Annotated in this window: 14 protein-coding genes; all 14 read left to right on the top strand. The window is 41.4% G+C overall.

Translation table 11 applies throughout. From position 1 onward, the window contains the following. Positions 1 to 20: 20 nt before the first annotated feature. Complete coding sequence (locus B0I18_RS16725; protein ID WP_106523890.1) at positions 21 to 4,508, top strand: RHS repeat protein; 4,488 nt, start codon at positions 21 to 23, stop codon at positions 4,506 to 4,508. 3 nt (positions 4,509 to 4,511) lie between these two features. After that, entirely contained in the window at positions 4,512 to 4,985 is a 474-nt protein-coding gene (locus B0I18_RS16720; protein WP_106523889.1) for a hypothetical protein, read from the top strand. Between the two features lie 156 nt (positions 4,986 to 5,141). Beyond that, positions 5,142 to 5,435, top strand: coding sequence for a hypothetical protein (locus tag B0I18_RS16715; RefSeq protein WP_106523888.1), 294 nt, complete (start codon positions 5,142 to 5,144; stop codon positions 5,433 to 5,435). Between the two features lie 50 nt (positions 5,436 to 5,485). Further along, positions 5,486 to 5,713 carry a hypothetical protein gene (locus tag B0I18_RS16710; RefSeq protein ID WP_146146779.1) on the top strand — a complete coding sequence of 76 codons (228 nt, stop codon included), beginning with the start codon at positions 5,486 to 5,488 and terminating at the stop codon, positions 5,711 to 5,713. A 48-nt stretch (positions 5,714 to 5,761) separates the two neighbouring features. Continuing rightward, positions 5,762 to 6,115 (top strand): hypothetical protein, encoded by a 354-nt coding sequence (locus B0I18_RS16705; RefSeq protein ID WP_106523886.1) that lies wholly within the window; start codon positions 5,762 to 5,764, stop codon positions 6,113 to 6,115. 11 nt (positions 6,116 to 6,126) lie between these two features. Next, a complete protein-coding gene (gene bfi1, locus B0I18_RS16700) occupies positions 6,127 to 6,540 on the top strand; it encodes a Bfi1 family immunity protein (RefSeq protein WP_106523885.1) in 414 nt (137 codons plus the stop codon). Between the two features lie 1,386 nt (positions 6,541 to 7,926). Further along, positions 7,927 to 8,388: a hypothetical protein gene (locus tag B0I18_RS16690; protein ID WP_106523883.1), complete on the top strand. Its 462-nt coding sequence runs from the start codon at positions 7,927 to 7,929 to the stop codon at positions 8,386 to 8,388. A gap of 357 nt (positions 8,389 to 8,745) precedes the next feature. Beyond that, positions 8,746 to 9,360: a hypothetical protein gene (locus tag B0I18_RS16685; RefSeq protein WP_106523882.1), complete on the top strand. Its 615-nt coding sequence runs from the start codon at positions 8,746 to 8,748 to the stop codon at positions 9,358 to 9,360. A gap of 905 nt (positions 9,361 to 10,265) precedes the next feature. Further along, the gene (locus B0I18_RS16675; protein ID WP_146146778.1) at positions 10,266 to 10,475 is read left to right on the top strand and encodes a hypothetical protein; all 210 of its coding nucleotides are present in this window, start codon (positions 10,266 to 10,268) and stop codon (positions 10,473 to 10,475) included. 840 nt (positions 10,476 to 11,315) lie between these two features. Then, positions 11,316 to 11,669 (top strand): hypothetical protein, encoded by a 354-nt coding sequence (locus B0I18_RS16665; RefSeq protein WP_106523878.1) that lies wholly within the window; start codon positions 11,316 to 11,318, stop codon positions 11,667 to 11,669. 331 nt (positions 11,670 to 12,000) lie between these two features. Continuing rightward, complete coding sequence (locus B0I18_RS16660; protein ID WP_146146777.1) at positions 12,001 to 12,258, top strand: hypothetical protein; 258 nt, start codon at positions 12,001 to 12,003, stop codon at positions 12,256 to 12,258. A 10-nt stretch (positions 12,259 to 12,268) separates the two neighbouring features. Then, entirely contained in the window at positions 12,269 to 12,766 is a 498-nt protein-coding gene (locus B0I18_RS16655; protein ID WP_106523876.1) for a hypothetical protein, read from the top strand. A gap of 629 nt (positions 12,767 to 13,395) precedes the next feature. Beyond that, the gene (locus tag B0I18_RS16650; protein WP_106523875.1) at positions 13,396 to 13,902 is read left to right on the top strand and encodes a hypothetical protein; all 507 of its coding nucleotides are present in this window, start codon (positions 13,396 to 13,398) and stop codon (positions 13,900 to 13,902) included. Between the two features lie 172 nt (positions 13,903 to 14,074). Further along, on the top strand, positions 14,075 to 14,647 hold the full coding sequence (locus tag B0I18_RS16645; RefSeq protein WP_146146776.1) for a hypothetical protein: 573 nt from the start codon (positions 14,075 to 14,077) through the stop codon (positions 14,645 to 14,647). Positions 14,648 to 14,877 lie beyond the last annotated feature (230 nt).

The following is a 14,877-nucleotide window of genomic DNA, read 5'->3' as shown; positions in this document are numbered from 1 at the left end:
TATCCCATCAAAATATTATTATGTTGCTGCAAAAATATATAACCGGCCTGGTGCTGTTGTGCGCGATAGTGCAACCGGCGCTGGCCCAGAACGAGCCGAAGAATGGCGCTACCGGCCCTTCCGGCCCGGTGACCGAGATCCCGCTCCCGGCTTTGCCTTATTTCTGGTCGGGCATTAACTTTACCCTTACCAGCGCGCCGCAGGTGCCCATTACCGATGCCGGCGCTATGGCCAATCCCGGCGCTACCAACCTCAAAGAACAATACGTATTCCGCGATGGTTTTAACCGGGTATACGAGACGGTACAAAGCAATGTATCGCTCCAGAACGGCGCTTACCAGCACCAGGTGCAGTTTTCAGATACCCGCTTCCAGCGGGATCAATATAGCTTCCTGCCGATCAACACGACTTACTTCGGGCTCAATAACTATGTATATGCCACTCAGCGCAGCCTGTATGCCGCGCTGTATCCCGACGAAGGATATACCTCTTATAGCAAGACAGAGAACAGCAATGTGCAGGCTTATACGACGATAAGTTATGCCCCCGGCAAAAGCCAGGTAGGACAGGCGCGTGGCACAGCCCTTACCCGCATCACCAACCAGGCCGGCGAAGTCCGCATCTGGGAACTGGATGCTAATGGTAAGCCCGTAAGTACCGGTAGTTACGCTGCCGGCGAGCTTTTCGGCGAAGATGTTATTGCCCCGTCCGATAATAGCGGCAAGAGCCGTTCGCGGGTCTTTACCGATAAAGACGGCCGGGTGGTGCTCAAAATGGTAGCCGATAGTATGTATACTTACGGATCGGGTGTACTGCAGGTGGGCTGGACCTACCTCTGCACCTATTACGTTTACGACGAGCTGGGCAAGCTGCGGTACATCCTGCCGCCGCAGGCCGTAGCCCTGGCCGAAGCGGCCAATTGGGTACTGAACGATACCCGTGTCAGTAACCTGTGTTTCCAATACAAGTACGATGCCAAAGGCAGGCTGAGTGCGCAACGCAAACCGGGTGAAGAAGGCTTCAGTAACCTTGTCTATGATAAAAAACAGCGACTGGTAATGACACAAACGCCAAAGCAGGCAGTGGATAACCAATACGAGGTAACGGTGTACGACAAACTGAACCGAGTGATCGCTACCGCACTGTACGCCGATGGGAGCAGTCCCGCTACCTGGCAGAACTTCTTCGATACGTATACAGGCAGTCTTGGCGCTAATGATATCCGGTATTATATGGGCTATCCTAACGAAGGGGTATACCCGCCGCAAACCGGGGTAAGCAATATTACCATCCTGGGATATAACTATTTCGATACCTACGACCAGGCTGATCCGGGTAGTAACCTTTATAACAGCTACAACAGCCAGCTGGCGCTTAGTGGCGAGTTGCTGACTACGCCCGGCGCCGAAACGCCGGTGCGCAGCCTGCGTACCTATGGCCAGGCTACGGGCAGTCGCATTAAAATACTGCCCTCAACATCGGCCAACCAGATCAATACCGGCAACTGGCGCAATGGCGCCATCTATTACGACGACAAGGGCCGCGTGATCAATAGCCTGCAGCGCGATTTTTCCGACCAGGGCGGGCAGATCCATTACCTGTACAGCGGCACCCAGTACGACTTTACCGGCAAACCCCTGCTGAGCAAAAGCATTTTTCAAAACCTCTACGCCGCTTATGCGGTCACAACCGAACGGTACAAAAACGAATACGAAACCGGTACGGGCAACCTGCTGCGTACCCGGCACCGCATCAACGATGGCGCCTGGTCTACTTTATCCAACCTGGTCTATGATTCGCTGGGCAGGGTAAAACGCAAAGCCCTGGGTAATTACGGCGAGGTACAGGATTTTAATTACAACATCCGGGGCCAGCTTACGGGCATCAACGGGGTATATGCCGAGACCGGCAATAAAGAAGGTGAGAACCGCACCTTTGGCGAGGCGCTTAAATACGACTATGGTTTTAGCCAGCCGCAATACGGCGGCAAGATCGCCGGTATGATCTGGCGGGGCAGCACCGTCAGTCATGCTTATGGTTATAGTTACGACCGTTCCGGCCGTCTTAAAAACGCCGAATACCGCACCAATACGCCCGGCCTGGGTTGGAACAAGACCACGCTGGACTATACCGTGAGCAATATCCAGTACGATAAAAACGGCAACCTGAAGGCTATGGACCAGCAGGGCGTAACACCTGCAAACGGCATCCAGACCATCGACCGCTTACGGTACAACTACGGCAGCAACGAAGAGAGCAACAGGCTGGCCAGAGTTGCCGACAACGCCGCCAATTACGGTTTGGGCGACTTCGTTGAAAATGCGGTGTCCAATGGAACCAGCGATGATTATAGTTATGATAAGAACGGCAACCTGGAAACCGATTACAACAAAGGCATCGAGAAGGTCTTTTATACCCATTTCAATAAACCCGAACGTATCCTGTTCAGCAATGGCGGCAGTATCGAATACAGTTACGATGCTACCGGTAATAAGGTACAGGAGCTGGTTAAAAAAGCAGGCCAGCCCGATAAAATAACCGATTACATCGGCGGTTATGTCTACGAAGGCAATGTACAGCGGTATATCCAAACAGCCGAAGGCCGTTCGGTAAGGGATATCAATGCCAACACCTATAAAGAAGAATACTTCGTCAAAGATCACCTGGGCAATGTGCGCAGCACCATCGATGTAGTGCAGAAGCCGATCCTGCAATACCTGGCCACTTACGAGCTGGCCAGCGCCAACCTCGAAGGCCTTTACTTCGAACAGCTCAACGAGATCCGGGACGACAAGCCTGGCAGCATCAACCCTAACGATCAGAAGTCGGGCAAACTTAACGGGCAGGACCGCCCGGTAGGCACTTCGCTGCTGATGCACGTGATGGCCGGCGACCAGGTAGAGCTCAATGTCAACAACTATTACGACAGTTATAACCCCGCTACTGATAACCCGCTATCGGCCGGCAGTATGCTTACGAGTATCGTGAGCACTCTGACCGGTGGTGTGGGCGGTTTCCAGGGCAGCGAAGGACATAACCCCGACCGGGTAGCGCAGCTCTTTACGCCGGGTAATTACCTGTCGGAGTACCAGAATATTTTGAATGGCAATACCGACCAGGATCGCCCGAGGGCTTACCTCAACTATATCCTGTTTGACGAGAACATGCAGATCGATAAAAGCTTCAGCAGCGCCTTCCAGGTCAATGGTAACGGTACCTGGCAGCAGATCGGCACCACGGCGCCGCTAACCATCCCGGCGAATGGTTATCTTGCCGTATATTTGAGCAATCAAAGCCAGGGAGTAAGCTGTTACGACTGTGCCACGGTACACTTCGATATGCTGCAGGTACGCCTGCAAAAGGGCCGACAGCTCGAAGAAAGCCATTATTATCCTTTTGGCTTACCTATGGCCGGCCTGAGCAGCGCGGCGGAAAACAATACCATTGCACAACGCAGGAAGTACCAGAGCAACGAATACATCAAAGAACTGGGGCTGAATTGGATGGACTTCCATGCGCGGCAGTACGATCCGCAACTGGGGCGGTTCTTAGGTGTAGATCCTTTAGCCGCCAGCAATGGCCAGGATATGTTCTCGCCTTATGCAGCGATGGGTAATGCGCCGGAAAGTATGGTGGATCCGAATGGGATGCAGTATAGTAACAGTAATGCCTACCGGGAGGACAAAGTATTATGGGAGCCAGCCTCTATTCCGAGACCCTGGCAGGGTACCTTTGGTGGCGGTGGAGGGCCGGGGCTTGGAGGACCAAATGCGACGACCCAATGGCCGGGTAGGGAGGCTGGGGCTAGTAAAGCTTCAAATGCTGCATTCTGGAGAGAGGCCGAATATCAACTCGGGCGTATAACGGGGGAAGTATCATTGTACAATCGGGGCGATGGCACCTTTACTAACTTCAAGCCGCGATCTGGAGAGAAAGATGGTGATGGAGCTTTTGATAAAACTTCAGGATTGGCGGGGGGAATTATGTTGCCAATGGTTGAAATAACGAAACCGTATTTATTAGTTATTATAGAAAGTTATAGGATAACACCTGGCCTGCCAGAAGATGTTTGTCCTGAATGTTTAAACCCCAATACCTTGAATAGGAATTTTTTTGGATTATCATACCCTGGACCTGATAACCCTAGGAGTTTGAATGGGAAATATTCGTATGCACATATACCCAGAGAATTATCAGAATATCCCGCTATTGGACATGATAGAAGATACGATAGATTAGGGATTACAGGAGGATCTGGCCTTGTTTTTGATCCGAGAGCAACTGGTGCAGACTGGAGATTTATTATGGAAGAATTTGGAGTTTCGACTCTTCCAATTAGCTATGGCGCTAAATTACGCTCTGGCCTATTTGGAACTGGAATGGCTCTAGTAACTTTGCCCAAAGCTCTTTATAGTATAATATCTTCAAAAGGTATTGGAGATATTGTATTTTGGTATAATGTAAGTAATGTGGGCGTTAATAATTATCCTGATGTACACAAACATTAGAGTATGAAAAAAATATTGATAGTAGTTGGAGTTGTAGCAGTGTTAACGGGAGCTGCTTATTGGATCGGAAATATTTTTGCTCCAGGAAGCTATCCTAATGCACAGGTATATGTGATCAATGTAAATGAGGAGGATCTGATTAAACAGATTGCCTATTTTAAGAAGAATAACGCACAATATTGTGTGCCAGTTCAAGTGGGACTGCTTGATGGTAGGACTGATAGTATGGATTATTGGTTCCATATTTATTTTTACTACCCGGAGGAACGTCAGATTCTCTACACCTGGATAAGAGCTGAAAGTAAGGACAAAACAAAACTTGCGTTCGTATCTATAAATAATGGTCTGACTTTAGGAAAATGGAGGGATATAAATAAAGATTTTAGCAGAAAGGACAATAAGATGCAAAAGGAAAAGTTTGAGATATTGATCTTAAATAAAATAAAAGGCCAAATAAAAAACCAAATAAAAAAGTAGTTTTTCCGCCGTTGTTGGCGTTATCTCCAACAGCATGTTATAACTTTTAGGGCATATGTTGCAAAACATGTGCCCTAGCTATTATAAGAAGTACATCAAAGAACTGGGGCTGAACTGGATGAACTTCCATGCGCGTTAATATAGTTTATCCTGAGCTTGCGAAGGAACCCGCAACTGGGCCGTTTCCTGGGAGTAGATCCTTTAGCAGCCAGCAATGGCCAGGATATGTTCTCGCCGTATGCAGCGATGGGTAATGCGCCGGAGAGTATGGTGGATCCGAATGGGATGCAGTTTATAAATGGTAATGCATACCGGAGTGTAAAAGACATTTGGGGTGACGCAGGCGGAAGGGGCGGCAATCTATTTTTCAGGATATCTTTGGCGGTGGTAGCGGCGGTTGGGGAGGCTTTAACGACCAGGTTTGGGGTGGTGGTATGGAACGGGTACTAGCGAATCAAGCAGCGGCAGAAGAGGCGTATCGTGTAAATCAGATAAGAGCGATGTTAGCGCAACTGGGGAAAAAGCAAAACCAAGGAAGTGGGAGTAATAATGTAAATTTCGATGGAGATAATTCGATAGGTGGAGGAAATAAAGGATTTACAAGAGACCAAGTGCTTCAAGCTAGGTGGGTAATTGAGAACGATGATGACGAATATTTTTATGCATATCGGTATGTGCAAAACGGAGATGATATTACAACTCTTCATAAAGAAACCGGGCGTTTTTAGAAAAATCTGGAAGATGAGAAGTCGACTTTAGCAAAGGTTGCCGATGGTATGAATAAAGGATTACTTATTCCTGATGCTTCTTTCAAGTTTGTAGAGAATACTGGTATCGGTCAATATTTAGCTACTGGTAATGCCGCGCCGACGATATCTTATGTGAGGTATATGAAGCTTGCAAAACCTATAACTAAAGGAATAACTGCACTAAACGTTGTTGCTACGGGAATTGCAGTGACAGATGATTTCAATCACGGTAGATATAAAAGCGCTGCCGCCAGAGGAACCGTTGCAATAGTTGCTGCTGGCGTTGCTTTTATTCCTGTTGCTGGTTGGGCAATATCTGCTGGTATTGGAGTTGCCGACGCTATATGGGGTGATGATTTTTATAATTGGATAGAAAAATAATAACATAAAATATGATTTACGATTATTTGTTTTATAAAAGTTACCAGTTGGCTACGAAATCTAAAAATTGGAAAGATACACCAGTGTTTTTTGCAACTATAGTAATGGCGTGGTGTTTAATATTGAATTTCGCGTCTATTTTATTTTTAATCGAAGCATTAACTAAAAACAAAATGGCGTTTGGTCCATATATCTCTAAGATGAACAACATTAAATATATTTTCGGTATTGTACTTATAACAGCTATATGGATGTATTATAGTCATAAAAATCGTTGGAAGAAAATTATTACCAGATATCAAGAAAGAGAGGGCGAGACCGCAAATATTCATCCTGCAATAGTGGTTATTGTGGCTTGTGGTTTGAGTTTTATACTAGGAGCTTTATCTGCTATGTACAAAAATGGGGATGGTATTTTTGGCTAACACTTCAAAGCAGTGATGTATGCAAAAGCTCTGAGCCTAAAAATCAATAAATGAAGATTCCGCCGTTATTGGTGTTGTTATCAACAGCATGTTATAACTTTTAGGGCATATGTTGCAAAACATATGCCCCTGCTTTTCTCACAGAAGCAAGTTCCAAAGCAGATTAGTAAGAGGCAGGCAGATGGACCAGACTTCCGTTCAAGGATCACGTATTAACTGCAATTCAAAGCTGCTAAGACTTTTACAGCGAAAAGAGGTTTTGTTTCTTCAATTCGTGGCTTAGAAAAAGCTGGAAAAGTAATTGGTGGTGCCGGTGTTCTGGTTAATGTTATTGAAAGCGCAACTGATGAGAATGGGTTTACCACGGGAGATGCAGTTAAAACAGGGATTGGTATATGGACTATATATGGAGGGCCAATAGGGTGGACTTATGGTATTATTGATATCGGATTTGGCGTATTCACAGGAGTTACCTTAACAGATCGTATTGGCTCGGGTGTAGATAAAGTACTAGAATAAAAAGAAATCAAAATGTTGGAAAAAATTAAAAAAACAATAGGAGATTTCCTAGATTATAATTATTACAGAGTCTCTAGATTCTATTTTAAGCGGGAAGGGTCAAGTGCTATAACTGCGGTTATACATGTGTGTCTAATCTTACTTTTTAGCGCTGCGCCCTTTCTTATTCTTCTGTTAATTTTCATTTACGATAAATTCGAAATTCAAAAAGGCGATGGCATTTGGGTAGTACGAATAATAGTGATAATCCTATTTCTGCTAACTTACTTTTTAGTATCTCATCGGTATGGCAGGAAAAATATCTATATGAAATTAAGAGATAGGTGGTATGGCGAAACAAAGAGAACTAAAGTAGTTAAAGGTATAGGTGTTATTTTATCGGTGTTGGTTCCGTTGTCAATAAGTATTCTTATGGTAACTTTCAGAGAACAAATTCGAACCTTTTTGCATTAGAAGGCAATTTCAGGCAGTTTCTTGTTTTATTATACCTTCCGCCGTTGTTGGTGTTATCACCGATAGCATATTATAACTTTTAGGGCATATGTTACAAAACATATGCCCTTGCCAATGTGTTCAAGCTTTATACCGGAACTTTAACGCGCCAGGGATGGCAACGCAAAGCCCAGAGCCGCTATGTCCTGTTTTAATCTATTGATGATACCTAATTAAATGATACGCCTAATAAACTATAGTATAACATAGCGGCAAGGTATGCAGTGAATAGTCCGCCCGGGCACCCCCAATAATCATTTGCACAAATCCTGTGCACCAATACGTCCGGCCTGGGTTGGAACAAGACCACACTGGATTATACTGTCAGCAATATCCTGTACGATAAAAACGGCAACCTGATGAAATTGAAAAATTATGAAGAAGATATTAAAGCTTTTATTGCCAGCTATATTCTTAGTTTCCTGCAATGGAGACAAGAAATGTGTTTTATATATTAAGTTTGATCATTCTCTTGATGGTTACTACTTTGAGGGAGCAATTAAGGATAGTGGCGTTACAGTTGGTAATGTAATGGATAAATTTAATATAGTTAACTCAGAAGAAAATATATATTATTCTGTGCTCAAAGTGTCCTTTAATAGCCCAGTACCTGCTAAATCGACAATATCCTTTGAGGTACAGGATGAATTTAATAATAATATAGTAAAACTGTACAAATCAACTAATAAAAATAACTACTCAGATGGCGATACCCTAATTGGTGATTTTAAGAATGTTTCTGCCGTTATTGGGACCTCGGATCTTGATACGCTGAAAAAGCAGGTAGATCCTGTAGTAAGGGAAATATTTAGGTTGAATAAAAAAGACTCTGAATAAATAATTCTTCCACTATTGTTCCGACGTAGTCAGTGTTGTCATCAACAGCATGTTATAACTTTTGTGAACGAAATTTCCCAATCTGTCTACTACTCAAAAGGTGGAAAGCAAAATAAATGGCCAGATAATTATGGCCCTCTTCCGACTAAAACCAATACAGATTGGAGTAAAAGCGATTCTCAACTTGCAAATGAAGCCGCCGCAAGAGCTGGAGATACTAATGTAGGGCCCGGCACACCCCATAATAATGCAAAAAAAGTATATAGAGATACAAGACCCGGATAGATATTGTAATGTTTTTTTGAAATTTTATCAATAGCAGGGGTATTTCATTTTTAATTAATCAATGTAAGAGTTATGGAAAGAAATTTTTCCGATGTGGCTTCTGAAACTTATAGGAAGTATATAGTGAAGATAAAATTGTCTAATCGACGTTTTTACTATTTTCTTTGGGGAACTGATTTAGATAACGAGGACGTAGACTACTTGCTACTGAATCTTTCTAACAATATTATGGCATTTTTAAGTATTACTGATTTGCTAACCTTCGTAAAACACACCAGCTGTATAATTGATGATACAAATACAAAATCTTGGGCCAACTCATACAAAGGAAGTAGGGCCTACATAACTTACGATTTTGCATCGCTCATTAATTTTTTAGATGAGGTTAATACTATTGGGGATTATGAAAAAAAAACGGCCATGATGGTAATAAATTTTTGTAACTTTTTTTCTGATTATGCGTTCCAGGTAAATCGCCAAGACTTGTTGAATCTATATCGCGAGGATAATTTAGGCGTTTTAATTGATTCCTTGAATATTATGTTTTTTTGGGAGGTTCCAAACTCATCTTATAAGTCGGAACTAGAGGGCAGGCTAAGCAAATTTGATATATTAAAAGCCAATGAGACAATAACAAAAATGGTGAATTCATTTGAACGTGAACTTGTTATTATGGATAATGTGTAGAGGTTAATATATTTCCGCCGTTGTTGGTGTTGTCACCAACTGCATTTTATAACTTTTAGGGCATGCGTTGCAAAACATGTGCCCTTAGTTATTATGAATAACGATTAGCATGGCATCAAAGACCTTGTGCTGAACTGGAAAGAAATTATGGGAGTTGCAATGACGACTATGAGGACAGTAAATCTTGGTTCAACCATAATAAAACGACCTTCATTCTTCTGGAAATACAGGGATTCAAGTTATTGATCGGGTACTGGGAATTTTTACAGTTCCTGCTGTTCAGACGGCAAGGAAACAAATATTTAATAATGATTGATTTTTTAGCAGAGATTGTAATTGCCACAGTCTTAATGATTCCAGGAGCCTATATCAGATGGCTTTTTTCAGGAAGGAAAGTCAAATTTTGGGATTTTTTTCGATCAAGTAATGAATATAGAAATGTTGCGGTGGGACTATTATCCTTAATTTTTATAATCGGCTTCATCTACTTAATAGTTTATGTTTTTTTACTTTTAAATTAAATTATATGCGGTTTGGTTTGTTGAATTTATGTGGTATTTTGGTTATGTCATTTCCGCCGTTGTTGGTGTTGTCACCAACGGCATATTATAACCTTTATGGAGGCGCATGGATATGAGGGTAATTTGCCGACAGCCGGGACAAATAAGGTGGAAAGATTGAAGGACACCCTTGTAAAAATGGGTGCAAACACACCGGTGTCAGTGTTTTTAGGACGGGTAATAAAACGGAGATCTCTTTAATCGACTTCAGACTTTACTAAAAACAATACGTTCTACAGACCAATTAAATCCAACAGCCAATCAAATACAAGAAATTTTAAACATGCATTTCAAATAAAAAAAATGACACTAAGAATTAAGATAAAAAATTGTACTGACTGTAAAATGTCTATCACTAAAGAGCCTGAGGCTGTAGAGGCATTTATCAACAGTAAGGAAAAAATTGAAGTTGAAACTAACGATCAAGAAGACAATATCTCAATTAACATCGGCAAAAATGAAGATGGTACAATCTATGTGCAGATTTGGGACGCGTTAAAAACGGAGTATGTGATTTATAAAGATGGTAAGAATCTTTTCGAAGAATATTTGTAGTATGGCTATAGCGATATCCAATGATTACCAAGTATAATAGCCGGGTTTGTGGATTATATACTTGAGACGCTCCCTGGGGAGAGGGCGGCAGCGCCCCGCTGCCGGCACACGAAAGATTCGTGCACCAGCAGCGGAGATTGGGGTAAGGCAAAATAGTTAATTTATGGGTTTTTATAATTATGTAATAGGCAGGTTGTACTCTTGGGCAGTTAAGAAAAAAAATGGTACTCCAATTGCTAACGTAGTCTTTACGATGTGTATCGTGCATTACTTTCAGATGTTTACCATTTATATGATTTTGAGGAAAATTTTTAATTTCCCAGATTTTATTTTAGGCGTAAATAGATTGTATGTTGGACTTTTAATCGTCGGATTTTTTGTCGTTTATTATTTATTATTTTTCAATAAAAATAAATGGGAGTTCTATGCAAAACAGGTAGAACAGGAGGAATTGCGTAAAGGAAAAACAGGAAATTTTCTTGTTTTGTTATACCTTATTGGAAGTATATTGTTGTTTTTTATATCACTTTCATTTGTATTCGCATAGTAGCAATGGTGTGTACGTTATGACTTCAAATGCAGATTTGGAAGGCTTAAACGGTAACTGTGGCTTCCAGATCTGGTCGAATTATTGAAGCTTTTCCGCCGGTGTTGGTGTTGCCACCAACAGCATGTTATAACTTTAATCGGAGCTGGCTTATGGGAGCGATTCCATAGTATTCTTAATAAAAAGTTGAGCGCGTTAATGATGGTTGGTTAGAAGATCGACAAAGAAGTCAGGACTATGGTAGAGACAAATTATTTTAAATCCATTCGTTGATTTATTTTTAATCTTTAATAGTGAAAGTTATAGTAGTTATCAATAAAGCCATTTCATACTTGCCAATAAGCTGGCTGGTAATATTTGGTTTTTTTATTTTTCGCGCTTACCGCAGATTGGGGTATTTCCCAAAGTATAATCATCCTGATCCTAAAGATTTGGGTATGCCTATAAATTATAGTATTGTATTTTGGGGTCTGTATATTGTGATATTTTCGGCAATCTTTTGGCTTATTACAACTCTTGGTGTCGGTGTTGTAAATAAAAAGAAAATTAACGCTGCTAGAGGGGGGCTTTATATCCTGTTTTATTTAATTATTGTGTTTCTTCTTCGCTCTGAAACATTGGGCTTTGGTGAATGGTTGTTGGATTGATATTTCCGCCGTTGTTGGTGTTGTCACCAACAGCATGTTATAACCTTTAGGGCATATGTTGCAAAATATGTGCCCTAGCTATTATAAGAAGTACATCAAAGAACTGGGGCTGAACTGGATGGACTATTATGGCCGCAATGTAGTTTATCCTTAGCCTGCTAAGAAACTCGCAACCCGGTTCCTGGGCATAGATTCTTTAGCTACAGATGGCGACCAGGATATAAAGATCGAAATAGATAGTTGCTATTAAAATGAGCGTGTGGAGAGCGTAAGAGTCGAATGTAACCAAAATTGTTTTTCATCATTAAAATGAAAGGAGCAAGTGATAACAGTGAATAAACTAAAAGAATATGAAGAATACCAAGGATATTACGACGGATTTTACCTTCAGAAAGTAAAGTATGGAAAAAATTTAATTTCCGATATGGAATGGAAAATGGTCAGCGATTTAACTCAGGACATTCGTTTGGTTCAAAGAAACTTGGCGTCAAAAGAATTTGTCAACAAATTAAACATGAAGATACTGGAACGCTGCGATAGTCAGGATGCCATTAAGTACTTAGAAGAAATCGCGGCTAAGGGATGGTAATCTCGGAATTATGAAAACACGAATTAAGGTTTCCATTGCTTCTGCAATTTTTTTCATGCAAAGTTGTGTGGCGTCAAATTCCACAACGCCTCAAACCTCAAAAGACATTGATGAAGCACGAAAAAATGGCACGTTCGTAGCCGAAGTTTACGTGGCAGGAAATCGTTTGGATTCTATCGAAGTAGAAACTGCATGGATAGAAAAAGTATGGTTTAAAGAATCCAGCGGAGAAAAAACCATAACGGATAACTGTAAGTTATGTTTCAAAATCCGACAAAAAGCGGGAGGTAAATTTCTTCTAAATGACGTTTTTGATTGGGATATGAGAGAAACTAGTACGAATCGATATATTGGTGTTGAAATAAAGAAGAATTTGTTAGGGCAATCGGGTACCTATATCTATGAGCTTGATGGTTGTCGTGTGCCAGACTCGCTTACATTCCACCTCAATCTTAAGTCTGAAGACAGTAGTATAAAGGTAGATGATTTGACCTTTAAGCGAAAATAGGTAAATAATTGTTGAGCATGTTGTATAAGAAGTTTTGTTGCTCTTTGTATATCTTTTTGCGAGATCATGCGCGTTCTGATATTCCGTTATTCGCAACTTATATGTTTACCGTTTTTTTGTTTATATTATTAGCTCATGCTATAGATAGTTTATGCTTTTTATTTTTTAAGACTCCTTACGTTTTGAAGGAGTGGGTGGTATATCTATTAAGTGGCGTGTTTGGGTTGTTTAATTATTTCTTGGTGTTTAAAAATAGATCGTTTCTGAAATATGAACATGACCGGTTGCACCCGGTTTTAATGTTTTTCATAGTTGTGTTGATATTTGGAGGAAGTCTGGGCCTAATTTTATGCGCAGGACCAAGAAATATACCTGTCTCTAATTAGTGGGTACCGTGATTAAGAATTTCACTATTCACGGAATGCTTCATTGAGCCAACTAGGTAGTTTTATTAGAACGCGATAAAGCGGACGGTCCACTCCGGCCGCTTTTATTTATCGTGTTGGCCTCAATATTTGCAGTGATGTGTGAGCATGGATTGAAGGCTCAAAATATTTTTTATACCACCACCGATATGAGCGTTGCACAGTTAAGAGATTTGCTGTATTATTAGAGTAATAGATGTCTTTATGATGAAAGGAAATCGATTATTGATTACAATATTAATTTGTGGACTGCAAGCTTGCGGAGCGAAAGATACTACGAATCCTCAATCGTCGAATAGCATTAATGAGTCAAAAAAAAATGGACTTCTTATTGTTGAATACGGCAGTCAAGCAAGGAAATTTGATTCACTAAAAGTAGGAGATACTTGGTTGGAAAAAATTTGGTACAATGAGAACGATGGTTCCACAACAGTGACGAATGATTATCAGCTTTGTTTCAAAATTAAACAGACTCCCGGAGCATCTTTTCAACTCGTAGATGTGTTTGACTGGAGAATGCGAGAACATACATCAAGACGAGGGGTTGCTGTTAAAATCGAAAGGAATTTTTCGGGCGTTGTCGATGGTATGTATGTGTACGAACTAACAGATAGTCATTATGCACCGGATTCCCTGGTGTTTGATCTGCTTATTATGTCTGATCATAAAGAAGTTAATGTTGGGAATTTAGTTTTTGTCAAAAAGCATTAGTTTTCTGCTGCTCTGTTATTCTGCCGTTGTTGGTGTTGTTACCAACAGCATGTTATAACCTTTAGAGCGCATGTTGCAAAACGTATGCCTTTTCCGCCGCTGTTGGTGTTATCACCAACAGTGTGTTATAAGGGCATATGTTGCAAAACATGCGCCTTTTATTTCTCACAATATGGCTACCCGGATCGTTAATGATTTTTTTGATAACGGGTGTAAAGTGGGTGGCCGCCACGATGTATATTGTGTACGCATAGCAACGGCCCATTCAACAATAAAAATTATGACTATTAAACCAAGCAGTATCTCGTTTTGGGGAGTAATGTCAATCCTTTTTGCAGGCGATTTGTTCTTGTTTTTTGCTTATTCTCAATCAGATTCGATCATCGGACCGTTCTCTTTAATCGTCCCTGCTCTTCTTGTCAATGTGTTGCTGGCGACCTTCTTATTGTTGGAGTACAAGACTTTTACCCTAAATGAAGATACCCTCAGCATCCGTCCGACCTATTTTAAATTCCTCAAACCCTTTACTGTCGACATTAAGGAAATCGAGGGGGTACGTGTAATCCGGTATTCCATTCAAAACAAGATATCACCTGTGATGATCGTTTCTTTCAGTGATCATATCCGGAAGGATAAAAAAATTAAATTCAGGATGGAAGATAAGCGAGTCGAATTCCAGGACTTTCTAAAATTATGGCGGACGCAGGGAACAACTATTGTATGCGAAGGAGACGTCTGGTTTTAAAATAAAACAGGAAAATAGAACAATACATCAATAGATGCCTGTTCCGCCGTTGTTGGTGTTGTCACCAACAACATGTCATAACTTTTAGGGCATATGTTGCAAAACATGTGCCTTTTCCGCCGCTGTTGGTGTTATTGTAAGCTCACCTTGAATACTACCGCTTAAAAGTAGAGTTTTTTGTTAGAGATCATTCAGTTTTGCCCTATAAACCCTGGAGCCAGGGAAAAGAA

The sequence above is a fragment of the Taibaiella chishuiensis genome (assembly GCF_003014535.1).
GTDB lineage: Bacteria > Bacteroidota > Bacteroidia > Chitinophagales > Chitinophagaceae > Taibaiella > Taibaiella chishuiensis.
The sequence above is the reverse complement of the archived record's forward strand: the minus strand, read 5'-3'. Positions and strand labels throughout refer to the sequence as shown.

Excerpts from the sequence above, each read along its gene's own strand:
- B0I18_RS16725 (WP_106523890.1), top strand. The coding sequence starts at position 21 with ATGTTGCTGCAAAAATATATAACCGGCCTGGTGCTGTTGTGCGCGATA.
- B0I18_RS16720 (WP_106523889.1), top strand. The coding sequence starts at position 4,512 with ATGAAAAAAATATTGATAGTAGTTGGAGTTGTAGCAGTGTTAACGGGA.
- B0I18_RS16710 (WP_146146779.1), top strand. The coding sequence starts at position 5,486 with ATGTTAGCGCAACTGGGGAAAAAGCAAAACCAAGGAAGTGGGAGTAAT.
- B0I18_RS16705 (WP_106523886.1), top strand. The coding sequence starts at position 5,762 with ATGAATAAAGGATTACTTATTCCTGATGCTTCTTTCAAGTTTGTAGAG.
- bfi1 (WP_106523885.1), top strand. The coding sequence starts at position 6,127 with ATGATTTACGATTATTTGTTTTATAAAAGTTACCAGTTGGCTACGAAA.
- B0I18_RS16690 (WP_106523883.1), top strand. The coding sequence starts at position 7,927 with ATGAAGAAGATATTAAAGCTTTTATTGCCAGCTATATTCTTAGTTTCC.
- B0I18_RS16685 (WP_106523882.1), top strand. The coding sequence starts at position 8,746 with ATGGAAAGAAATTTTTCCGATGTGGCTTCTGAAACTTATAGGAAGTAT.
- B0I18_RS16675 (WP_146146778.1), top strand. The coding sequence starts at position 10,266 with ATGTCTATCACTAAAGAGCCTGAGGCTGTAGAGGCATTTATCAACAGT.
- B0I18_RS16655 (WP_106523876.1), top strand. The coding sequence starts at position 12,269 with ATGAAAACACGAATTAAGGTTTCCATTGCTTCTGCAATTTTTTTCATG.
- B0I18_RS16650 (WP_106523875.1), top strand. The coding sequence starts at position 13,396 with ATGATGAAAGGAAATCGATTATTGATTACAATATTAATTTGTGGACTG.
- B0I18_RS16645 (WP_146146776.1), top strand. The coding sequence starts at position 14,075 with ATGGCTACCCGGATCGTTAATGATTTTTTTGATAACGGGTGTAAAGTG.